Raw genomic sequence first — 20,746 nt, 5'->3', positions numbered from 1 at the left:
CCCCGCCGCCGTGCCCGGCTCGAGCGCGTCGAAGATGTGCTCGACGTCGCCCGGATAGCCGATGTAGTCGCCGGGTGCGAGCTCGACGGGATTGTCGGTCGGCCCGATCAATGCCCGGCCGGCGCTGAGCACCACGTGCTCGACGACGCCGCGTGCGTGCGGAGCCGATCGTCGCGGCGCACCCGGTTCGGCCCGGATCAGATAGATGTCACGACGTGAACCGGGCGGTGCCGCCGACAGCAGCGTCGTCAGATAGTCGGCGTCGGCGGCCGCGATGACCGGCCCCTCCCCCGCACGCACCACCTCGACCCTGCGTTCCGGGGCGTCGAGCAGCGCCGAGAACTGGATTCCGAGCGCCGTACTGAGCGCCCACATCGTCTCCACACTCGGATTCCCGACGCCGGATTCGAGCTGGGACAAGGTGGACTTGCTGACCCCGGCCTGACGCGCGAGCTCGCCGAGCGACAGGCCGGCGCGGGTGCGCTCGCGCTTGAGTCCGGCGGCGACGAGCTTCTTCGGATCGACCGACGCCGAGGCACCCTCGGACCCGGTGTTCGCTTCGTCGAACGATCGTTCTCCTTGACGTACGAGAGCCATGTGTTCATCATAGTGGCCATGCGTTCGCCAGACAGTACGACTCTCTCGGCCGGGAGGCTTCACCGGCCGTGGCGCGACCTGGACAGCGCCACCATCCGCGCCGTCGCGGTGATGTGTCTGTCGGTGATGGTGATCGGCATGTCCTACGGCGTCTCCGGGCACAGCGCCGGATTCGCGTGGTGGCAACTGGTGATCATCGCGACCGTCGTCCTGGCCGGGTCGTCGGAGTTCGTCTTCGTCGCCGTCCTCGCCGCAGGCGGCGCTCCGCTGCTCGGCGCCGCCGCCGGACTGCTCGTGAACACCCGCAACCTCGGTTACGGCTTGGCCGTCGGTCGCCATCTCGACCGCGGGATCCCGATGGTCGTCGGCGCACACCTGATCAACGACGAGACCGCCGCCCTTGCCACCGCCGAGACCGACCGCCGACGTGGGCGTGCAGTGTTCTTCCTCTGCGGCACAGGCATTCTCGTATGCTGGCCGCTCGGTGCGGCACTGGGTGCCGCGCTCGGATCGCTCGTCGCCTCACCCGAGTCGCTCGGACTCGACGCGGCGTTCCCCGCCCTGTTGGCCGCGCTGGCGCTACCCGCTCTGCGTGATCGCGGGACGCTGGCGGCCGCGCTCATCGGTGGCGCCGCGGCATTGGCGGCGACGCCGTTCGTGCCGGCCGGGCTGCCCGTGCTCGTCGCACTGGTCGGGGTGCTGGCGACCGTCCGCCACCGTTCCCGGACGTCGGCAACGGTGGCCGAGGACGAGTGTCCGGAGGCGGGCACGTCATGAGTCACTCCACCGGAATCATCGTCGGCGTCGCGGTTCTCGCGATCGGCACCTACCTGCTGCGCATCGCCGGCCCGGCGTTGCGTAACCGCATCCAGGTGTCGGCGCGCGCCGCCGCACTCATGGACCGCGCCGCCGTCGTGCTGCTCGTGTCGGTGGCCCTCACCGGAGCCCTCTACTCCGGCCACGAAGTGGTGGGGTGGGCGCGTCCGGCCGGTGTGGCCGTCGGAGTCGTTGCCGCACTGTGTAAAGCGCCGATCGTGGTGGTCGTGGTACTCGCCGCCGCGAGCGCCGCGGGACTGCGCGCGCTCGGCGTGGCGTGAGTGCGGGCGGGCCTTGGTAAGACCTAGAACGCACTTCCCGTGATCGGCGCGGCCCGGTCACAGGGCACCGGTTTCGGGTGAGTCGGGTCGAGCGCGTTGAGCACGAAATACGCCGCCCGACGTGAACCGGCGAGACCCGCATGCTCGGTGTAGTCCACCGAACATCCTTGTTGCACAACGATGTTGTGGACATTCGCGCCACCGGGAAGCTGCCCGGAGGTATACGGGACGACGAGTTCGTCGAAACGCGTGCTGATATTGGTGTAGGTGATGTTGGGCAGATACACGCCACCGGCGCGCAGCTTGGTCAGAAACGGTGATGTCGGATCGAATTGGGCGCAGGCCTGACACAGCGGGAATTGTGCGTCGGTCAACCCGAGCCCACGCAGCAGAGGCATCAAGACGGCGGCGCCGCCGACATTGGTTCCCTGCCACAGCGGTGCCAGCGAGACGTACTTGTCGATCTTGTTCGCTCCACCGAGCAATTTCGCGTAGTAGTCCGGGATGACCGTGCCCTGGGAGTGGCCGACGATGTCGACCTTGCGGGCCCCGGTGGCCGCGAGGACCTTGTCGACGTAGGTGGCGAGCTGCGCCGCGCTCGACTCCATCGGCTTCATGCCGCCCACCGCGCTCACCGGCCACGGCGCTCCGTCGATTGCTCCGTAGGTCAGTGCGAAGACGCAATATCCCTGGTTCTTGAGCAGCGGCACGTAGGTGCCCCAGTTGGTTTGCTGTGAGCCACCCGTGCCGTGCACGAGCACGACCGGCTCCGGATGCGCCGGCGACGGCTTACAGCCGAAATCGTTGGAGCCGGGTAGGGAGCCGCCCGGGTGGGCGAGCTCGTCGGGGATACCGCCGAGGAAGTTGTAGGTCACCGGCAGATCGGCTCGGGCAATTCCGCCACCCGAGCCGAGGAGCAGCGTGAGTGCGGCGGCGAGCACACCGATGACGACGACGATCCCCCGGAATCTCATGCGAGCAACCTAGCAAGCGCTTGGGCGACGGATTGGGTGATCGCCGAAATCGGCGACGGACTCGTCGGTGTGTCGGCTACCGATCCGCGATCAGGTCGGCGAGCGCCTCGGGGACAACGCACAGGGTGTCGGCGATCTTCTGGACCGTCTCCGCATCATCGATTGCGCCGGTCAGGACGCCGCGCGCGTCATCGACGCCCACTCCGGACTCATCGGCGACCGCTTCGAAGGTGGGGTCGATCCCGACGTCGCCGAACATCGATTCGAACTTCGCGGGAACGCGGGTTGCAGTCATGGCGAAAGCGTACGCGGACCCTCCGATGTCAGGTATCGACGAAAAGTATGAGACCCTGGTTACGGGTCGTCGCATCGACGTCCCAAAGCAACAGGAAGAAGTAGCAGGATGGCACAGGGAACCGTCAAGTGGTTCAACGGCGAAAAGGGCTTCGGCTTCATCGCCCCCGATGAGCAGGGTGAGGACGTCTTCGTCCACTTCTCTGCGATCACCGGGAACGGATATCGCACCCTCGAGGAAGCCCAGCGCGTCGAATTCGACGTCGAGCAGGGCGCCAAAGGACTTCAGGCCACCAACGTGAGCGCTCTGTAAGAGTCTCGCTACGGTCTCTCGGCCCCGGCACCGATTCGGTGCCGGGGCCGAGCCGTATCCGGGCTCCGTCCACCGCGCCCATCCCCCGCGCCCATCCCCCGCGCCCTTCCACCGGCCTGTCGCCTGCCGCTCGCCGTCTGCTGCTGTAGGGTCGAACCCGTAGCCCGCGCACACCGCGCGATGCGGCCACACACTCGCCTCGCTCATCACCGACGGCCGGTGTGGATCGTCACCCGTGAGAGATCCTCAACGATGACGGATTCTCGCAAATACCCTGACGAACGGCGTCACCCACAGACATCGAGGACCCCGATGGACCACAACCTCTTTTCACATCAAAACGAAAACCCCTCCCAGACAGACGATCTGACACAGAATCCGATGTCTTTCCAGCTCGTGTTCTCCGACACCGCAGAGCGCCGGGCCGCGGATTCGGCACGCGATTCGAGCAGTCGCCGATCCGGCCGATAGCCGGCCCGATCGGCCACGCTTCACCGCCTTCGACGGCGTAGAGATTTTCGACTCCGCCGTCGGTGGTCTTCTGCTGCGATTGCGCCGCCTGCTGTAGAGTCGGCCTGGTAGCCCGCGCACACCGCGCGACCCGGCCGCACGAACATCTCACCTCAGTGTGGCGTCGCACGACGCCGACGGCTCAGATCGCCGCACAGTCGATGCCACGCGACGCGTCCACCCGCCGATCGGGCCGGTGGCCGACTTCTGCTCTCGCACAACACGTCAGCCCGACCACTTCCACTGCCGTCGCGCAGCACCACAGATCGAGGCACTTGTGTCCCCCACCCGAGAAATCTCGGCCCCCCGCAACGAATTCGTGAGTTCTTACACGGAGTTGGCCGCCGAGGTTCGCGCCTCCGGCCTTCTCGACCGTCGCCGCAACTACTATCTGGTCCGGGTCGTCGCCACATCGGCGAGTTTCTGCGCACTCTGGACGATGGTTCTCCTCCTGGGTGAGTCGTGGTGGCAACCGGCACTCGCCGTGCTGCTCGCAGTGGTCAGTACCCAGTTCGGTTTCCTCGGGCACGACGGTGCCCATCGTCAGATGTTCGCCTCGGCTGCGGCCAACGAGTGGACGGCTCGTATCGTGGCGGCGCTGGGCGCGGGACTCTCGCTGCACTGGTGGCGCGGCAAACACAATCGTCATCACAAGGCGCCCAACCAGATCGGGACCGATCCCGACATCGTCGACGGCCCCATCGCCTTCGTTCCCGACGTCGCGGCGCAGCGGTCGGGCATCGCCGCGTGGCTCACACGTCGCCAGGGCTGGTTCTTCTTTCCGTTGTTGACCCTTGAGGGCGCCGCCCTGCACGTGGCCAGTATCCAAGGACTCACATCCAAAGCACCTGTGCCGCATCGAGTATTGGAGCTATCACTCATCGTGGTCCGGCTCGGCCTGGCGACCGTCCTGCCCTTCGTGGTGATGACGACGGCCCAGGCCGTCGTGTTCGTTCTGCTCCAGATGGCCGTGTTCGGCGTTCTGCTCGGCGGCGCCTTCGCCCCCAACCACAAAGGTATGCCGTTGGTGCCCAAGGATGTACGTGTCGATTTCCTGCGCCGGCAGGTACTCATGTCACGCAACATCCGCGGCGGGCGGATCATCGACTTCATGATGGGTGGCCTGAACTATCAGATCGAGCATCACCTCTTCCCCAGCATGCCGCGGCCCAACCTCGCCAAGGTCCGGCCGCTGGTGCAGGCGCATTGCGCGCGCCACTCGGTCACCTACACCGAGACGTCGCTGATCGACTCCTACGCCATCGTCGTCCGATACCTCAACCAGGTCGGGCTCGGCGAACGCGATCCGTTCACCTGCCCCCTGGTTCGCATGTATCGCTGAGAGCCCGTCACACACTCTCAGACCCGTACGTCCCCGACCCCCAGTTCCCCGACCCCCTTCTCGCCGACCCCATATTCGCCGACCTCGGCCGACATCCGAGCCGAGAGGTGGTAATTCATCACCGCCAGTGCGACGAGGCCGACGGCGAGGTTACTCAGGGCGCCGAATCCCTCGAGCGCGAAGTCGACCAGCGCATTGCTCAGCGTGAAGATCAGCGCGGCGAGTCGCAGCAGACGGAGCGGCCAGGCCCGTTCGGTGCGTCGGCGGGCGATCATTCCCGGTATCGAGATCAGCGCCGTCGCAATGCCACTGATGAACAGAATCCATGCGGCGTGCCGGTTTCGACTGAGTTCGAGGTACAGGTGGAGTTCGCCGCTGTCGACGTGTCCGACGAACAGTTGCCACGCCCCGAGCACGGTCGCCCACAACGAGGTGATCACCAACAGGGCGCCGAACACCGTCACCCAGCGCGGACTGCGCGCGAACCCGGGGATCAACCGCACGGCCCGAGCCCGCAACGCCACGAGCCGGTCGGGACCGGTGGCGCTGGTGGACAGCAACTCTCGGATCGTGGCGATCTGCGTCGGGTCGCCACCTCGATCGGCGGCATAGGCGAGAAACCACTGCGCCTGTGTACGTCGACGGGGCGGCAAACCATGACTCACCCCGTCGGCGGCGATCGACGCGGCGTTCGCAAGCGCCTCGGCCACGGTCGGTTTCGCGAGATCTCGGACCACCCTGCTGATCAGCAGCACGACCACGACGAGGATGTACATGATCTCCGCCGACGGTCCGTAGAAGTAATCGTTGTTCTTGGTGACGAATTTGCCGACCTCGTCGAGGAACAGCCCGAATCCGATGCCGCCGAGGGCAACCGCGGCAAGGCGAACGGTGGCACCGAGAAACAGCCACCCGACGATCAGCGCGATCATCATCAGCGCTCCACCCCACAGCGCATGCGCGATGTGTAATGTGCCGCCACCAATCTGCGGATAGCCGGTGAGCTGAAGATAGGCACGCGTGACGAGAATCGTGCCGATGGTGAATATCAGAAACCATTCGACGGTCGTGGTTCCGTAGGCGCTACGGACCACGACCGCCGTTCTCTGGGGCCGTGACATCGTCCGATTATGCTGGTTCGACGTCGGCAGAATGTCGGTTTCGGCGGGTTCGCCTCCAGACCTCACCCCCCGCTGGTCCGGCGCATTCCGCGTCGATGATGCCCCCTACTGCAACACCACCGACCGGCCCACCGATCGCGCACTCCGGCATTCGCCATCATGCCCACGAGAAACCCAACCACAGCTCACCTAATTCGGCAAGATGAAGAATTTCATCACTTTCGTGAATCGCGAAAGTGGGTGAGTCCGTGCGTCGAAATCAGCGGGCGGTGGCGATACCCAGCGACGGGAAGAAATAGCACGTCGCGTTGCCCTTGTTGACGGTGCCATAGATCGCCGAGAGCACAGTGCCCGAACCGGTGTCGACCAGGCCGCCGCGTACGCCGTTGGACGGCAGTGCGTTCAGCACCGAGGCGAGCGCCTTGTTTGCCACGGTTTGCGCCTCCGGAACCCCAGCGGCCTGAAGTCGCTTTGCCACGGCGTTGACGAGAGTCTCGGCCAAGCCGCTCATCGGCGCCCCCAACCCGCCCTGGAAGGTGTTGACGTTGAACCACGCCACCTGCATTCCGGACTTGTTGCCGGAGTCGTTGAACGTGCCGACCGGAACGAAGCCGTAGAGGATCTCGCCCTTCCGGACGGCGTTGATGTCACCGACGACAGGAAAGGTTAAATTGCCCAAGCCCGGCGTATACGGCCCCGCAATCGCTCCGCCGAGCGCCGATGGAAAGGTGAAGTCGGTGCAGGCGCCGATGGTCGGGGTGAACGGGGTGATGCCCAGCTTCTTCAGAACGGCGTTCGCCGCGCCGATTCCGTCGACCACACTCGCCGCGTCCTGGGGGTGCGGGGTGATCGCGTCGAGAGCCTGCTTGGCGGCCAGCGCTTCTCCGGTCGGTGCCGCCGACGCCGCGGGTGCGCCCAATGCAGAACCCGCGACAAGCGCTACGGACACGGTGGCCGCGGCCACGAGGCCGCGGAAGCTGATCTTCATTGAGTACTCCTCGATCGAAGGTTCCCGACGTCGGACAATATCGCAGTCGGCGGGCGATACCGCAGTCGGAGGGCGGCAGCGAGAGAATTCTTGCCTTTCACCGAATGGGCCGGTTCGTCCGGTCAACGGATACCGAGCACGGTCGATTCGAGCGCACAATCGACACAATTGTCGCTCGCTTCTCCTTCACATGCTCTCAGCCCGCGACTTCCTCTGCGCAAAGGAGGCCCCACCAGTGACAGCGCCATTCGGTCCACCACCCCCTTTGCCGGTCCCTCCCAGCCGCAAGAAGCGTCCGTTGGCGATCGGGCTGGGGATCATCACGGTCCTGATACTCATGTTGTTCTCGTGCGGGGTCGGATCGGCCATGCACGGCAGCGACAAGGCGGCCGCTCCAGCGACGCGGACCGTGGTCAGTACGGTCACCGCGACGATGACCGAGACCACCACCGCCTCCGCCGTCGCGAGCACCACCACGCCGGCGCCCACCACCAGCGAGCCAACGGGCGGCCCGACCGTGGCGCGCGGGCTCATCCCCCAAACGACGACCCCGACCACCGATGCGCCGGCGGCGCCGACCACCGACGAGGGATCGAGCGTCTACTACAGCAATTGCGCCCAGGCACGCGCCGCCGGAGCAGCGCCGCTGCATGTGGGAGACCCCGGCTACCGATCCGGACTCGACCGCGACGGCGACGGAGTGGCCTGCGAATCCTGATCGCGCGCTTGGGTGTTCACTCGATCGTTCGCGGCCCCCGCGTGCCGCCACCACCGGTCGGGGAATCTGGTCGAGTCCCGCCGATACGAATACAGATCCCACCGATCCGCCGCGACACGCCGCGAATCCTTGGTTCGCCACGGCGTGTCTGCGTCAACCATATTTGCATCCGGCTGGGCCGCCGGCCGCGAACCCGAGTCGACCGATCAATCAGCCCACGTCGAGTATCGCGTCGAAACAGTTGTCGGACAAGGGTTTTCGGGTCTTCAGCGGCCCCAGCCGTTGCCATTGAAGGGCATGATCGGTCCGCGCTCCCCATCCTCGTTGCGAGGCGCGATCGGTGAGTACCCACCACTTGTCGAGTGATAGGCGCGCTTCTCACGTCGCGGGATCAGCTTGCTGAGCCGATCACGCCAGCCTCCGTGCCCGCTCCCGCGTCCCATGGAGCCAGGTTACGACCTCTCGCCGTCGCTCGGCCACCGTTCGGTGATCAGCTCGACCATCTCGTCGACCCAGGCGTCGTCGAGCGCGGCATCGCTGCGAATGAGGATGCGGAAGATCGCGGTGCCCGCGACGACCTCGGCGAGCATCGGCAGTCGATCGTCGTCGCGACGTTCCTGACCGAAGCGGGACTCGAAGGCGGTGAGGTCGCCGGCCAGCCTGGCGATCATCTGGTTGTGCACCTCAGGCGACGCCACGGTGTCGGCAATCAGCCCGGGCAGGGCCACCCGCACCTCCGGCCGGTTGAACATCGAGCGCACGATCTCGACGAGCGCGCGGATGTCCTGTCGGACGTCCCCGGACCCCCTCGGCGGTGCCAAGACCTCCGCCGACAACACCGCCTCGTGGACCAACTGCGCCTTGCCCGACCATCGCCGATAGATGGCCGCCGTGGTCGTTCCGGCACGAGCGGCAATCGCCGACAACGACAGCGCGGGATAACCGGTCTCGAGAATCAGCTCGCGGGTGGCGGCGATGATCGCGGCGTCGATCCGGCCATCGCGGGGCCGCCCCGCCGGCGTCGACCTCTTGTTATCGCCTCGGCGATCTGGTGTCATGGATCACATTCTAGTTCCAATGCAATGTGCATCGTATTGATAGGGAGTCCCGGTGGAGCTGAGCCCACTCGACGAGTATCCGATCCATCAGACACCGGCCCCGATCACCTGGCCGGCCACCTCCGACCGGAACTTCTACGACCGCTCGTACTTCAACGTGCTCGACCGCGAGGGCCGCTTCATGGCGCTCACCGGCATCGGCTACTACCCGCGCCTGGGCGTCAAGGACGCCTACTTCGTCGTCCGCCGCGGCGACATCCAGACCGCGGTTCATCTGAGCGACGCGATCGACGACGACCGACTTCATCAGAACGTCAACGGATATCGCCTCGACGTCGTCGAGCCACTGCAGGAGATGCATCTGACCCTCGCAGAGACCGAGGGCATCGCCGCCGACCTCACCTGGCGCGGATTGTTCCCGGCAGCGCTGGAAAAGCCGCACACCATGCTCACCGAGCGGCGAGTGACGTTGCAGGCGTGCCGCTTTGCCCAAGTGGGTTCCTGGGAGGGATGGATCGACGTCGACGGGGAACGCCTGACCGTCGAGCACGACACCAGTGTGGCGAGCCGCGACCGGTCGTGGGGTATCCGGCCGGTCGGTGAGCCGGAACCGCCCGGACGTCCCGACACCGCTTTCCGCGGAATGTGGTGGCTCTACCTGCCCTTGGCGTTCGACGACTTCGTCCTGTTCCTCATCCTGCAGGAGGACCCCGACGGTCACCGCAGTCTCTACGACTGCACTCGCCGGTGGCGCGATGGGCGAATCGAGCAACTCGACGGCGTACGGGTCACCATCCACTACACCGCCGGGACCAGGATTCCGCACGGCGCGCACATCGAGTTCCTCAATCGCGCGGGCGAGCAGATCTCCCTCGACGTCGAGTCGAAGTTGTTCGCGCCCATCGCCTTCGGGTCGGGATACGGTGGCGATTCGACGTGGGCGCACGGCACGTGGAAAGAAGGGTCATTCGCCGAACGCGTCACCTTCGATCTGACGGACGAGCAGGTGATGGCCCGCGCACCCTTCAGCCTCATCGATCACGTCGGGAGTGCGATGTGCACCGAAGCCAACGGCCGACAACACCGCGGCGCAGGCCTGTTCGAGCACGGCATCATCGGCCCACACCATCCGTCGGGCTTCTCCGACTGGACCGACGTGGCGAAGTAGGGAACCCCATGAAGATCATGACTGCACTCTTCGGACCCACCGACGCCGTGGACCGGGCCAAGCTCCTCAAGGAGGCCGGCGCGTCCGGCGTCTTCACCTTCGAGGGACCGTTCGATGTGTTCACTCCCCTGGTGCTGGCCTCGTCGGTCGACGGACTCGACCTCATGTCCAACGTCGCGATTGCTTTCCCGCGCAACCCGATTCAACTCGCCCACCAGGCAAATGACCTGCAATTGCTCAGCAAGGGACGGTTCATCCTGGGGCTCGGCACCCAGGTGCGCGCACAGATCGAGAAACGCTACGGTACCGAGTTCGATCGGCCGGTCGAGCGCATGACGGAGATGGTCGGTGCATTGCGTGCGATCTTCGCGACGTGGAACGACGGCGAACGATTGTACTTCCGCGGTGAGTACCATCGCCACACGCTGATGACCCCGACGTTCAACCCCGGCCCCAATCCGTATGGGCCGCCGCCGATCTATCTGGGCGCGTTGGGTCCTCGGCTCACCCGTGTGACGGCCGAGGTGGCCGACGGTCTGTTGGTGATGCCGTTCGGGTCCAAACGCTTCCTACACGGAACGACACTGCCCGCAGTACGCGACGGGCTTGCCAAAGCCGGGCGAGCAGCGGACGACTTCACGGTGATCCCCGAGATCATCGTGTCGGTCGCCTCCGGCCACGACGATGACCACACCTCGACGCGAATGTTGCTGGCCTTCTACGGTTCCACCCCCGCATACCGACCTGTGCTCGACGCGCACGGATGGGGCGACCTGCAGCCCGAACTCAACGCGATGTCCAAACAAGGGCGTTGGCAGGAGATGGCGGCGCTCATCGACGACGAGATGCTGCACACCATCGCGGCATGTGGGACGCCGGCCGAGATCGCCGCGCACATCCGCGACCGCGTCGACGGTGTCTCCGACAGCATCTGTCTCTACCAGCCAGGCCCGATCGCCGTCGAGGCACTCGCCGAAATCGTTGATGCGCTGGGTGGTTCGCGATGACAGCGGCCACCGTCGAGTTCGACGACATCACCGACGACCGGTACGGCGGCAAAGCCGCCGGCCTCGCGCGTCTGCGCGCTCTGGGGCTGCCCGTCCCGGTCGGTTTCGTGGTCGCGGATGCCCCGGTGGACGGATCTCTCGACCGCGTGATGGCCAGGTTCGGCGAGATGGCCGCCGCCGGAACGACTCCGGTGGCCGTGCGGTCCTCCGCGGCCGGGGAGGACGGGAGCGAACAGTCCTTCGCCGGCCAATACGACACCGTGCTCGGCGTCGACTCCATCGACGCCTTGACCGAGGCCATCCACACGTGCGCCGCCTCGGTGCACTCCGCGCGCGCGTCCGCCTACAGCGGTCACACCGCGGCGACCATGAATCTGGTCGTCCAGCGAATGGTCGACTCGCGCGCCGCCGGAGTGGTGTTCACCGCAGATCCAGCGTCGGGTCGCCGCGACCTCATGGTGATCGATGCCGTCGCCGGACTCGGTGAGGCGCTGGTCGACGGAACCTCGGCTCCCGATCACCTCGTCCTCGACGAGGAGGGTGCACCGGTGGTCGCGGAATACGTTGCCGCTCCGGTCTTGTCACCGCAGGAGATCGACCTGATCAGGGCGGGTGCGCTGCGCGCGGCGCACGAATGGGGCACACCGATGGACCTCGAATGGGCCATCGACCGGTCGGGCGACCTCTGGTGGTTGCAGGCCCGACCGATCACCACCTTGCCGGGCGATCTCAACGAGATGGACTCCCCCGTCGCCGGCGCCGACCACGTGTACACGCGGTGCAACATCGGCGAGATGATGCCGGGCGCGTTCTGCCCGTTGACCGCGTCGGTGTCCGGATTCGCGATCGACTATGCGATGCAGACGATTCAGGTCGTCGCGCGGGCACAGGAGGGTTACCACACGCCGTGGCTGCAGGTCGGATACTTCTACGGCCACATGTTCCTCAACCTCACCGAGGGCACGGCGCTGAGTTCCGGGATTCTGGGGAACTCGCTGGAACAGTTCTCGACCTCGATCTGCGGCCGCGTGGTCGACGAGCTGCAACCGAAACCGGCACAACCATTCTTGCGCAAGCTCGGCAACACGATCAGGCTGACCACCCATGCGCTGACGGTGGGGCCGGCGATCCGCCGGATGCCTTCTGACATCGCCGGTTTCCGGGTTCCGACCAGCTTGGACCCACGAGTCGTGCTGCGGCAGTTGGACGACGGTGTGGAGTTGTACTGCGACTTCACGCTCACGCACGTCCGTTCGTCGTCACGCGCGGCCGTCGCGGCCAATGTCCTCGAGAGCGTGATGGTTCGCCAGGCGGTCACCGACGGCCGTGATGAGGACGAGGGCAAAGCTCAGGCCGCCCGTCTCATGGCGGGGGCGTCGGGGGTCGAGAGCGCAGAGATGCTCGGCGAACTCGATGCGGTCGTGCAGAAGATTGCGGCCGACACAGCCATCGCCGACGAATTCCTCTCCGCAGCACCGGATGACGCGGTCACCGCATTGCGCGCGGCGCCCGGGGACGCGGGAGTCGCCTTGCGGAAGTTCTTGGAGCGCCACGGCCATCGCGGATACCGGGAACTGTGCATGCGCGACCCGTCCTGGGCCGACGATCCCGCCGGGCTGGGAACGATGATGCAGGTCATGGTGCGATCGGCGACCGAGCAGCGCGGTCGGGAGCCGAGCCGCGCCCCGACACCCGAGCACTCGTCGTCGACGATGCGCCTCCTGGCACGCCTGGCGCAGGGCGGCGCGCGTGGACGCGAGGAGACGAAATCGCGGATGGCGTTGATGGCCCACCAACTCAAGCGGGGCTACCGCCATCTCGGCGAGGTGCTCGCCGAGAGCGGTCGGCTCCCCGACGCCGATCTCGTCTTCTTCTTCGATCGGACCGAGTTGCGGCGGGTCGTCGACGCCGACGACATCACCGACCTCGTACAGAGCGCCATTCGACGACGAGAGGCGTTGTCATTTCAGGACTCTCTCGAATTCGACGACGTCTCGGTCGGGCGGCCGTCCCCGCGCCTGACCGTCGCCGAGCGTGACATCGCCGACGACCGGATCGTGGGTCGACCAGCGAGCAGGGGCGTCGTGGAAGGCACAGTGCGAGTGGCGAAAACGATCGGTGAGGCGCGCGATATCCGGCCCGGGGAGATCCTCGTCGCGCCGGTCACCGACGTCGGATGGACGCCGTACTTCACCGTGATCGCCGCTCTGGTCACCGACATCGGGAGTTCGGTCTCCCACGGTGCCGTGGTCGCCCGCGAATACGGCTTACCCTGCGTCGTGAACACCCTGGTCGGCACTCACCTGCTCCGGACCGGTGACCGAGTGCGAGTGGATGGGGACCGTGGGGTCGTGGTGCGGCTCGATCACGACGAACCTTGTTGATGTCAGGAACCATTGACGTGACGAACCGGCCTACACCAGGCTCCCGATCAAGGACGACCGCAGATCATCGTGGCGCTCCGGACACGCCGACGGTTGCCGAATCGACGCCTGCGAGACAGTCGTCCAGCCAGTCGTAAACGACCGCGTCCCACGCCTTCTGCCCCACGCCGCCGCAGTGTCCGGAGATGCCGGTACCCGCCACGGGCGTGCATATCATCTTGTGTTCGACTGCCAGTGCATTGTAGAGCTCCGCACCGTGCCCACCGACAGGATCTCCGGGAGACTCGATGATCATTGTGGGACAACCGATGTCGGCGGCTCGATCGGTCATCGTGTAGGTCGTGAGTTCCGCGAGGTAGTCGGCAATGGTGCGCACTCCATGGGATGCCATGCGTGCACCGAAGAAGTCGGCCCGTTTCCGGCTGACCCGGCTCAGGGCCGTCATGAGCGGTGCCGCGATACGGCCCTTCCAGCCACCGGGGATCTTCGCCCCCATGTCGGGTTGGGCGGGGTCGCAGATCATCGCGACGATGCGGGGCTCGGAGGCCACCGCACGTGGGATGAGATACCCGGCGAAGGAACGGCCCATGGCGACGATCCGTTGGGGGTCGACGCCTGGTGCGGCGATCAGCCAGTCGACGATCGGCGATAGTACGTGCTCGTAGTCCGGTCGAAAGAAGATGCGGTGCAGATAGAGTGACGCTCCCTGGCCTGGTCCTTCCACGCTGAGAACGTTGTACCCACGCGCGAGCGCGCCTTGGGCGAAGACCCATCCCGATTCGGCAGTGGAGTCGTATCCGCAGGGCATCACGATGGTCGGAGAAAGTCGATTCAGGTCGGTCACCGGCCGGAAGAGCCAGGCGTGAATGCCGGTGCGGCCGCCAACCGCGGACCGATCGTCGGCGTACGGAATCGCAAGCTCGTCGGCGACGATGGACACCGAGGTGTGCGGCAACAGTTCCATGGCGTGACGGAAGGTGTCGCAGTGCGCGTGATAGGCGTCGTGCAATCGCTGATCGTCGAGATCGGCACGAAGGAAGTAGTACGCCTGCCGGTAGTACTCACTGGCACGAAGGTACGACTGGTGGGCGGTGACGAGGTGGCCGGTGACGTGTGCTGTCTCGGCGGATTCCCGAGCCGATTCGGCGCGGGCCATCCAGTGCGTGTACCAGCGTTGCGTGTTGTACCTTCCGCCGATCAGGTCAGCGGTGGCGTGGGCTTCGCCGAGATCGGCGGCGCCGACGACCGCGGCCTGCAGTGTGCGACTGAACTGTCCGTCAAACTCTTCGTCGGACATCGCCAGGTGCTGTGTCATGAGTACCTCCATGGTGGTTGTCGGATCACGAGGTCCGTCGACCCTGGTCGTGATGTGACAAGAAGACCGTGCGGTCCTCACAAAACGCTCACATGCCGGCGAAGCGCTCGTGATCACCCATGACGAGTGCGTCTCGCGCATCGGCAGTACCTGCGCGCCACCCCTGGTCGAAGGCCGTGTTCTCGTCGTCGCGGCACCGGCGGATGGCGTCGTGCGTGAACGGATGACGCGGCCACTCCATGCCCGCGTCCAGCGCGTAGGTGCGTGCGACCGCGAACGCCCGGCCGGCGCGGTTCACTTCACCGGCCGCGGCCAGGTGGTTGCCGCGCTGTTCGACCGTGTCACAGATCTGAACGCCCCCGGCGTCGAGGTACGCGTGAAACGCCTGGTCATTCCAGCGAAGTCCCATGCGGGTGTCGCCGTTGAGCAGAGCTCGGATGCCCAGCATCACGGCCGCGAGATGGATGGCCAGTGGATCGCCCAGTTCGGCTCCGAGCGCGAGTGCGGTGTGGGCATGGTGTGTGCCTTCCGCCACGTTGCCGGCCGTCAGCTCGCACAGTGCCTTGGTTGCGGTCACGATGGCTGCCTCGCGAGAACCCGTGACCAGTGCGTCCCAAGCCCGCTGCGCGAAGATGCCGGCCAGGGCATGGTCGTCACCTGTCCAACTCGCCAGGGCGAGAAAGGCGAAGCGCCGGCAGCCGACGTCGGGGTCCTGGTCGTCCACGACGATCGCCGCGTCGAGGTCATCGGGTGACAACGCGGTCAGATGCCGGTGGGCTTCGGCAGTCTGCTGACTGAATGCCGACGCTGCACTGAGACAGGCAGTCACCATCGCGCTCGTACGCGCCGAACACCCGCCCCGCGAACAGGTTTCGGATGCGATGCGGAGCAAGCGGATACCGGCGGCGAGACGTCGGCAGAGGTACCAGTACGGGCCGAGCTGTTCGATCAGGTCGATGTGGGTGTCGAGGCGAGCGGGGTCGCTCACGACGGACTCGAGAAAGGCGAGCACCGTGGAGACATCATTGTCAACGCGGGCGAGGTCTCGCGCCGACGACACGGTGCTGTGCATCGGAGTCGTGGCCAGTAGCGCGGTGACTGCGTGGTCTCGTCGTCGTATCGCCTCGAGTGCAGCTGGTCGGTCGAGTCCTCGAGCGTGCTCGGCGATCGTGTCGAGAATGGTGAATCGGGTCGGCCGGAGTCGGTCTCCACGGATGGGCCACAACAATGATCGGCGACAGAGTTCAGCCAGATCATCGGCGACGTCGGCGCCGCACACGGCTTCGGCCAGCTCCGAGGTGAACGGACTGCGCAGAGCGGTGAGGCGGAGATACCGGCACGCCAGGCCGACATCCAGGGACTCGTAGGCCAGCCGGAAAGCGCGGTCGATCGGCTCGGGGACCGCACTTCCGAATTGGTCGGCCACTTCCCGCACCGAGAACGTCGCCATCGAGCCGCGGCGAGTTCGAGACCCAGTGGCAATCCACCCATCGCCGTACAGATCCGGTCGAGATCGTCGAGGTCGGCGGGGTCGGGATCGAAGACGCCACGGGCAACGCGGATACGGTCGACGAGAAGTTGCTGAGCGGGTGACGGGCCGCCGGTGCGACCGATGTCGACGGTCAATGGGTGCACGGTCAGCACCCGCTCGCCCCGTACCCCCATTGGTCCGCTTGAGCCGAGAATCGTCACTGCGGCGCACCGTTGCAGAATCGCGTCGACTACGTCGACGTCCTCGGACGACATGGGGCCGTCGAGGACAAGTAGCACTGACATCGTCGCCAGATGATCACACACCTGATCGAGACCTGCGGTGGAGTCTGCCGCGGGCTGGATTCGCATCGTGGTGAGGACGGTCTCGGCCACGCCCGCATCGGTGCTCCGGTCGATGAACCACACGCCATCGTCGAACGAATCGGCAACGCGCCGTGCCGCTTCCAGCGCCAGGCGCGTCTTGCCGACACCCGGGATGCCATCGAGCGAGACGGCGCGGTCCGATTCGAGCAACCGCACGGTCTCGGCCAGTTCGGAGGTGCGCCCGACGAACGACGTGTGTTGCGACGGCAGATGGAGCCGTCTGACGCTCCGATTGTGCTGGCCGAGAGCGTGGCGATGAGCCGCACGGATTTCGTCTCCCGGGGTGACGCCGAGTTCGGTCGCGAGGAGTTCGCGAACGTCGCGGTACGCGGTGAACGCCTCGGCGCGTTGGCCGGTCGCGGCGAGAACCGTGATCTTCAGCGCCCACGCGTGCTCGTCGAGCGGGTCCCGGGTGACCAATGCTTGGGCCTCGTCGATTGCCCGATGGTACTGACCCGATTCCGCACTCAGATCGGCCCGACGGGTCAGCAACGCTGTCCGGATGACGTCCAGCTGCCGACGGGCCTGATCGAGGCCTGGGGAGGGCGCAGCCGTGGTGAACGGCTCGCCGCGCCACGTCGAGAGCACCGCGTCGAGTGCCGACGGGTCCACCACAGCACCGCTGAGCACCGCGACGCCGGCAGTTTCGAAGTCGATCGAGTCCACCGACACCTCATCGAGATCGAGCCGATATCCGGCGCGTTCGGTGATGATCACCGGCGGAAAGCCCTCGGGTACCAATGCTTTCCGCAACCGCCACATCTGCGATTCCAACGCTCGCTGGGTCTTTGCCGGGGCGTCGGCGCCCCACACCTCGGCGATGAGCGTTGACGCGGGGACCGGCCTTCCGGCGTGAGCACACAGCAGCGCGAGAATCGTCCGGGGTTTGGTGCCGCCAGGATCGACAATGACACCATCGCGCCAGACCACCATCTCGCCGAGATCCCGGATCACATACATGACGGGTCTCGCGCAGAGCTACTCGATGCGACTGGATTCTTCACTTGCTACTCCTGGTCACTCACCCCGGCTGGATTTGCCTCTGCGACGCAGGGAAAGTCGGCCGTTTGCAGCTCGTTCTCTGACTCGCCGAGCAGTGCCTCCACTACCGGTGTCAGGTCCGACACGTCCATCGTCGCTGCTGTCCACACGATGGAACTGTCTACCTGGGCATACCCATGCACAAGGACGTTACGCATGCCAATAATCTTGTGTACGTGCGGTATTCGTGCAGCCAGGTCCTCATCAACCCGCCGAAGGTTGCGAAGTGCTTCCCCGACGATCTCAATCTGACGTTCGGTCAACGCGTCCCAGATGTATCCCGCTGTGCTGTTGTCAGGCCGCGTAGACATCTTCAGCGCTGTCGAAGATCGACTTGGCGACATAGGGATTCTTCACCGCATTGGCCACCACGAGGTCCACATCGCGCCCTACGATCTGGTCAAGCGCCGATTTGAGGTCGAAGTAGTCATGAAACACGTTCTCTCGGCCGCTATTGAACTCGACCAGGAAATCGACATCGCTACGGCCCGGATCGAAGCGCTTGGTCAGTACCGAGCCGAACACTCGTAACCGCTTGACGCCATACCGCGCGCACGCACCAGCGATCGCCTCAGCATCGAGCGGGATCGCGGTGGTCATGCCTCAGTCTCTCAGACTCCGAGCCGCATTTCGACAATCAGACCGACCTGCAAACGAGATCTCAGTGGAGCTAAGGGGAATCGAACCCCTGACCTACTCGATGCGAACGAGTCGCGCTACCAACTGCGCCATAGCCCCGTGCCGGTCCGGAAACCGACCGTTGACACTCTAGCAGCACCGCCCGCGCACCTCACAAACGCCAGGTCACACCATGTCGTGACCTCGTGCCGCTACCCTGCACCTCGTGGCCGAGATGACGAATGAGCAGTTGGCAAGAGCGTTGGACGCAGCGATCGCGGTGATCGATCCGCTCCTTGACGTTCTGGCCGAGCGGGACCCGCTGGGCCTGAAGGCACACACCTTCGACGAGGGCGACCATTCCGGGATCGCCGCAGTCCAGCACACCGTCGCCAAGGCGCTCGACGTCGCCGACTGGCCGGGCACCAAGGGCTGGACGGAGCTGTCGATGAAGGATCGAGCCGACTGGTGGATCAGTCGGCTCGGCACCGTCAACACCATCGCCGTCGCCTATCCCGGCGCACTGGGCGCGTGGGCCAAGGTGTTGCCCCTGGCAACTCCGTTGGGCTTCGCCAATCAGGCCACGGTCCTCGTCGCGATCGCCCGCGAGTACGGCGTCACCGACCGCGCGTGGCAGATCCGCCTGCTCGCGTCGGTGCTGTGCGACCGCGACCTCCCCGATGACGCGCTCCCGGCCTCGGTGACACCGGTCGGCCCGGAGAACCCAACCTCGAAGCGATCGGCCCTGCGTCTGCTGTGGGACATCGCGCAGATCCTGCGCAAGGTCGACGCACAGATGAGTCGGCGTCCCCAGCCGCCCCGACCGTTCTCGACACTGTCGTGGGTTCCGCTGCTGGGAGCGCCGTCGCTCTACATCGGTGAACGGCTGGCGCTGTGCCGCGCCATCCGATCGGGACGCGAATGGATTGTCGCGCACCCGGAGTCGCTGGATGTCAGCCGGCCGCGGCCTGCCGGAAGTCCTCGTCCTCGCGCATGACGCGACGCCGCTGGAACGGCGGCAGATGGTCGAATACCGGGTCCTCGTCGTCGATCTCGAGGACCACCGCACCACCAGGACGACGTAGCCGCGGCGGCGGTGGGGCGGCAGCGAACTCCGGTGTCTGCATCTCGCGGCGCTCGCGCTCTGCGTCGGCCTTCGCGGCGCGACGTGCGCGGGCGATGCGCTGCGCCCGAATCTGCTGCTCTGCCTTGACGGTTCGCCGCAAGTAGAACAGGTATCCGACGAACAGCACGCCCGTCACCCCGGTGGCGATCCAGCCGTATTGGCCGAACAGCACACCGCAGACGATCGCCGCAATGACCATTGCCGCGAGTGCCAGGGTGACCCGCTGGCGCTCCTTGTAGCGCAACGCGTCGCCGGTCGCATCGATCGTGTACGCGCTCCGACGACGAGACTTCCTGTCCTGCTTGACCTCCGGAACCGTTTCCTCCGCCGCGGCAGGTGTTGCCTCCCGACGCTTCCGGAGACCTTCGAGTTCTTCGTCGACCTCGTCTTCGAGATCTACTTCGTCGTCGTAGTCCTCATCGTCATCGTCATACTCGTCGTATTCGGAATCCTCGTAGTCACCGTCGAGGTCGTCCTCGTACTCGGCGCCTTCGTCGTCATACTCGTCGTCTTCGTCGTAGTCATCGTCGTACTCGGCGTTCTCGTCATCGCCGTACTCGTCCTCGAGTTCGGCGTCGTCGTCCTCGTCGAGCAGATCCACCTCGACCTCGACGACGTCGACCTCGACACGGGTGATGGTGACCTTTTCGGCCACCGCATCCTCGGTGTCGTCGTCGTCGTCGGTCTCGACCTCACCGGTGAGCACCTCGTCGGCATCGGAGTCGACAGACGAAACCGCTTCTGCAGTCCGGTCTTCGGCGTCGCCGTCCACTGTGTCGTCATTCACGGTGTCGTCGTCCTCGGCGTCGAGAACCGCGGTCGCCGAGCGACGAGCGGTCGTGCGTTCGGAGACGTAACTCGGGTCGTGTGGGTGTGCACCGGCCGCGCGCCGACGAGTACTGCGAGCTCGGGTGCCACCACGATGGAGAAGGCGGGTCGCCTTGGCGACCTCGGTGGTCTTCTTGGTCTGCGGGCGACCCTTGAGCACCATCGGCACCAACACGAAGAGCCACACCGCAACGAGGCAGATCCACAGGACGGAGTTCGGCATGGCTCTCCCTTTCTTCACTCTGGTTACACCGGGCCACTCCACAATCTAGGTGCGGACACGCCGCATCCTGCGCAGACGCGCCGGGGCACCCCCGAAACGGTCGGAGTTCACATGCACTTCTCAGTGGACGCGCATGATCATTCGGCGATGAAACGCGCGTCGACGGT

At 65.8% G+C, this 20,746-nt stretch carries 22 protein-coding genes and 1 tRNA gene; 9 read left to right on the top strand and 14 right to left on the bottom strand.

Going from position 1 to position 20,746, the window contains the following annotated elements; all coding sequences use genetic code 11:
* The coding region (locus tag B1964_RS24860) for a helix-turn-helix domain-containing protein (RefSeq protein WP_079931693.1) at positions 1-597 on the bottom strand (597 nt) is incomplete at its 3' end.
* 18 nt (positions 598-615) lie between these two features.
* Here B1964_RS24860 and B1964_RS24855 point away from each other — a divergent pair.
* Together B1964_RS24855 and B1964_RS24850 are read left to right on the top strand one after the other, a co-directional pair.
* Complete coding sequence (locus B1964_RS24855; RefSeq protein WP_079931694.1) at positions 616-1,374, top strand: AzlC family ABC transporter permease; 759 nt, start codon at positions 616-618, stop codon at positions 1,372-1,374.
* Entirely contained in the window at positions 1,371-1,694 is a 324-nt protein-coding gene (locus B1964_RS24850) for an AzlD domain-containing protein (RefSeq protein WP_020172073.1), read from the top strand. The genes B1964_RS24855 and B1964_RS24850 overlap by 4 nt, the downstream gene beginning before the upstream one ends.
* 23 nt (positions 1,695-1,717) lie before the next feature.
* Here the strand turns inward: B1964_RS24850 and B1964_RS24845 are convergent, their stop codons facing one another.
* Positions 1,718-2,668, bottom strand: a complete 951-nt coding sequence (locus tag B1964_RS24845; RefSeq protein ID WP_079931692.1) for an alpha/beta fold hydrolase — start codon at positions 2,666-2,668, stop codon at positions 1,718-1,720.
* 76 nt (positions 2,669-2,744) lie between these two features.
* Entirely contained in the window at positions 2,745-2,963 is a 219-nt protein-coding gene (locus tag B1964_RS24840) for a hypothetical protein (protein ID WP_035727666.1), read from the bottom strand.
* Positions 2,964-3,071: 108 nt separating this feature from the next.
* Between B1964_RS24840 and B1964_RS24835 the strand changes: the two genes are divergently transcribed.
* Together B1964_RS24835 and B1964_RS24830 are read left to right on the top strand one after the other, a co-directional pair.
* Positions 3,072-3,275, top strand: a complete 204-nt coding sequence (locus tag B1964_RS24835) for a cold-shock protein (RefSeq protein ID WP_006369600.1) — start codon at positions 3,072-3,074, stop codon at positions 3,273-3,275.
* Between the two features lie 787 nt (positions 3,276-4,062).
* Positions 4,063-5,127 carry an acyl-CoA desaturase gene (locus B1964_RS24830; RefSeq protein WP_035727689.1) on the top strand — a complete coding sequence of 355 codons (1,065 nt, stop codon included), beginning with the start codon at positions 4,063-4,065 and terminating at the stop codon, positions 5,125-5,127.
* Between the two features lie 17 nt (positions 5,128-5,144).
* Here B1964_RS24830 and B1964_RS24825 read toward each other — a convergent pair whose 3' ends face one another.
* The gene (locus tag B1964_RS24825; RefSeq protein ID WP_079931691.1) at positions 5,145-6,248 is read right to left on the bottom strand and encodes a hypothetical protein; all 1,104 of its coding nucleotides are present in this window, start codon (positions 6,246-6,248) and stop codon (positions 5,145-5,147) included.
* A gap of 259 nt (positions 6,249-6,507) precedes the next feature.
* Positions 6,508-7,236, bottom strand: a complete 729-nt coding sequence (locus B1964_RS24820) for a hypothetical protein (RefSeq protein WP_079931690.1) — start codon at positions 7,234-7,236, stop codon at positions 6,508-6,510.
* A 235-nt stretch (positions 7,237-7,471) separates the two neighbouring features.
* Here B1964_RS24820 and B1964_RS24815 point away from each other — a divergent pair, with 235 nt between their 5' ends.
* Positions 7,472-7,954: an excalibur calcium-binding domain-containing protein gene (locus B1964_RS24815; protein WP_006369604.1), complete on the top strand. Its 483-nt coding sequence runs from the start codon at positions 7,472-7,474 to the stop codon at positions 7,952-7,954.
* A gap of 266 nt (positions 7,955-8,220) precedes the next feature.
* Here the strand turns inward: B1964_RS24815 and B1964_RS30555 are convergent, their stop codons facing one another.
* Complete coding sequence (locus tag B1964_RS30555) at positions 8,221-8,397, bottom strand: hypothetical protein (protein WP_168436299.1); 177 nt, start codon at positions 8,395-8,397, stop codon at positions 8,221-8,223.
* Between the two features lie 9 nt (positions 8,398-8,406).
* Positions 8,407-9,012, bottom strand: a complete 606-nt coding sequence (locus tag B1964_RS24810; RefSeq protein ID WP_079931689.1) for a TetR-like C-terminal domain-containing protein — start codon at positions 9,010-9,012, stop codon at positions 8,407-8,409.
* A 52-nt stretch (positions 9,013-9,064) separates the two neighbouring features.
* On the opposite strand from B1964_RS24810, the gene B1964_RS24805 reads away from it, so the two are divergent.
* The 3 genes from B1964_RS24805 to B1964_RS24795 are packed head-to-tail and all read left to right on the top strand — an operon-like array spanning position 9,065 to position 13,571.
* A complete protein-coding gene (locus tag B1964_RS24805) occupies positions 9,065-10,180 on the top strand; it encodes a hypothetical protein (protein ID WP_079931688.1) in 1,116 nt (371 codons plus the stop codon).
* A gap of 8 nt (positions 10,181-10,188) precedes the next feature.
* Positions 10,189-11,187 (top strand): TIGR03617 family F420-dependent LLM class oxidoreductase, encoded by a 999-nt coding sequence (locus B1964_RS24800; protein ID WP_006369607.1) that lies wholly within the window; start codon positions 10,189-10,191, stop codon positions 11,185-11,187.
* Entirely contained in the window at positions 11,184-13,571 is a 2,388-nt protein-coding gene (locus tag B1964_RS24795) for a PEP/pyruvate-binding domain-containing protein (protein ID WP_006369608.1), read from the top strand. The genes B1964_RS24800 and B1964_RS24795 overlap by 4 nt, the downstream gene beginning before the upstream one ends.
* 64 nt (positions 13,572-13,635) lie before the next feature.
* Here B1964_RS24795 and B1964_RS24790 read toward each other — a convergent pair whose 3' ends face one another.
* From B1964_RS24790 to B1964_RS24770, 6 genes are all read right to left on the bottom strand, one after another.
* A complete protein-coding gene (locus tag B1964_RS24790; RefSeq protein WP_253194175.1) occupies positions 13,636-14,886 on the bottom strand; it encodes a CocE/NonD family hydrolase in 1,251 nt (416 codons plus the stop codon).
* A gap of 88 nt (positions 14,887-14,974) precedes the next feature.
* Positions 14,975-15,874 (bottom strand): hypothetical protein, encoded by a 900-nt coding sequence (locus B1964_RS31255; protein ID WP_253194174.1) that lies wholly within the window; start codon positions 15,872-15,874, stop codon positions 14,975-14,977.
* Complete coding sequence (locus B1964_RS24785) at positions 15,871-17,703, bottom strand: BTAD domain-containing putative transcriptional regulator (RefSeq protein WP_253194173.1); 1,833 nt, start codon at positions 17,701-17,703, stop codon at positions 15,871-15,873. The genes B1964_RS31255 and B1964_RS24785 overlap by 4 nt, the downstream gene beginning before the upstream one ends.
* Positions 17,704-17,750: 47 nt before the next feature.
* The gene (locus B1964_RS31605; RefSeq protein WP_079931686.1) at positions 17,751-18,095 is read right to left on the bottom strand and encodes a HepT-like ribonuclease domain-containing protein; all 345 of its coding nucleotides are present in this window, start codon (positions 18,093-18,095) and stop codon (positions 17,751-17,753) included.
* Positions 18,079-18,384 carry a nucleotidyltransferase domain-containing protein gene (locus B1964_RS24775; protein WP_079931685.1) on the bottom strand — a complete coding sequence of 102 codons (306 nt, stop codon included), beginning with the start codon at positions 18,382-18,384 and terminating at the stop codon, positions 18,079-18,081. Before B1964_RS24775 ends, B1964_RS31605 begins: the two co-directional genes overlap by 17 nt.
* 65 nt (positions 18,385-18,449) lie before the next feature.
* Positions 18,450-18,522: transfer RNA gene (locus tag B1964_RS24770), tRNA-Ala, on the bottom strand.
* Positions 18,523-18,628: 106 nt separating this feature from the next.
* Here B1964_RS24770 and B1964_RS24765 point away from each other — a divergent pair.
* Positions 18,629-19,399, top strand: a complete 771-nt coding sequence (locus B1964_RS24765; RefSeq protein WP_079931684.1) for a hypothetical protein — start codon at positions 18,629-18,631, stop codon at positions 19,397-19,399.
* Here the strand turns inward: B1964_RS24765 and glpR are convergent.
* Positions 19,356-20,579 (bottom strand): gephyrin-like molybdotransferase receptor GlpR, encoded by a 1,224-nt coding sequence (glpR, locus tag B1964_RS24760; protein ID WP_079931683.1) that lies wholly within the window; start codon positions 20,577-20,579, stop codon positions 19,356-19,358. The two genes, B1964_RS24765 and glpR, sit on opposite strands and share 44 nt — an antisense overlap.
* Between the last annotated feature and the right edge of the window lie 167 nt (positions 20,580-20,746).

It is taken from the genome of Gordonia sp. i37, from assembly GCF_002043085.1.
Classification (GTDB): Bacteria; Actinomycetota; Actinomycetes; order Mycobacteriales; family Mycobacteriaceae; genus Gordonia; species Gordonia polyisoprenivorans.
The sequence above is the reverse complement of the archived record's forward strand: the minus strand, read 5'-3'. Positions and strand labels throughout refer to the sequence as shown.

Excerpts from the sequence above, each read along its gene's own strand:
- B1964_RS24825 (WP_079931691.1), bottom strand. The coding sequence starts at position 6,248 with ATGTCACGGCCCCAGAGAACGGCGGTCGTGGTCCGTAGCGCCTACGGA.
- B1964_RS24775 (WP_079931685.1), bottom strand. The coding sequence starts at position 18,384 with ATGACCACCGCGATCCCGCTCGATGCTGAGGCGATCGCTGGTGCGTGC.
- B1964_RS24835 (WP_006369600.1), top strand. The coding sequence starts at position 3,072 with ATGGCACAGGGAACCGTCAAGTGGTTCAACGGCGAAAAGGGCTTCGGC.
- B1964_RS24820 (WP_079931690.1), bottom strand. The coding sequence starts at position 7,236 with ATGAAGATCAGCTTCCGCGGCCTCGTGGCCGCGGCCACCGTGTCCGTA.
- B1964_RS24855 (WP_079931694.1), top strand. The coding sequence starts at position 616 with ATGCGTTCGCCAGACAGTACGACTCTCTCGGCCGGGAGGCTTCACCGG.
- B1964_RS24795 (WP_006369608.1), top strand. The coding sequence starts at position 11,184 with ATGACAGCGGCCACCGTCGAGTTCGACGACATCACCGACGACCGGTAC.
- B1964_RS24790 (WP_253194175.1), bottom strand. The coding sequence starts at position 14,886 with ATGACACAGCACCTGGCGATGTCCGACGAAGAGTTTGACGGACAGTTC.
- B1964_RS24840 (WP_035727666.1), bottom strand. The coding sequence starts at position 2,963 with ATGACTGCAACCCGCGTTCCCGCGAAGTTCGAATCGATGTTCGGCGAC.
- B1964_RS24800 (WP_006369607.1), top strand. The coding sequence starts at position 10,189 with ATGAAGATCATGACTGCACTCTTCGGACCCACCGACGCCGTGGACCGG.
- B1964_RS24845 (WP_079931692.1), bottom strand. The coding sequence starts at position 2,668 with ATGAGATTCCGGGGGATCGTCGTCGTCATCGGTGTGCTCGCCGCCGCA.
- B1964_RS24785 (WP_253194173.1), bottom strand. The coding sequence starts at position 17,703 with ATGTATGTGATCCGGGATCTCGGCGAGATGGTGGTCTGGCGCGATGGT.
- B1964_RS24850 (WP_020172073.1), top strand. The coding sequence starts at position 1,371 with ATGAGTCACTCCACCGGAATCATCGTCGGCGTCGCGGTTCTCGCGATC.
- glpR (WP_079931683.1), bottom strand. The coding sequence starts at position 20,579 with ATGCCGAACTCCGTCCTGTGGATCTGCCTCGTTGCGGTGTGGCTCTTC.
- B1964_RS24810 (WP_079931689.1), bottom strand. The coding sequence starts at position 9,012 with ATGACACCAGATCGCCGAGGCGATAACAAGAGGTCGACGCCGGCGGGG.
- B1964_RS30555 (WP_168436299.1), bottom strand. The coding sequence starts at position 8,397 with ATGGGACGCGGGAGCGGGCACGGAGGCTGGCGTGATCGGCTCAGCAAG.
- B1964_RS31605 (WP_079931686.1), bottom strand. The coding sequence starts at position 18,095 with ATGTCTACGCGGCCTGACAACAGCACAGCGGGATACATCTGGGACGCG.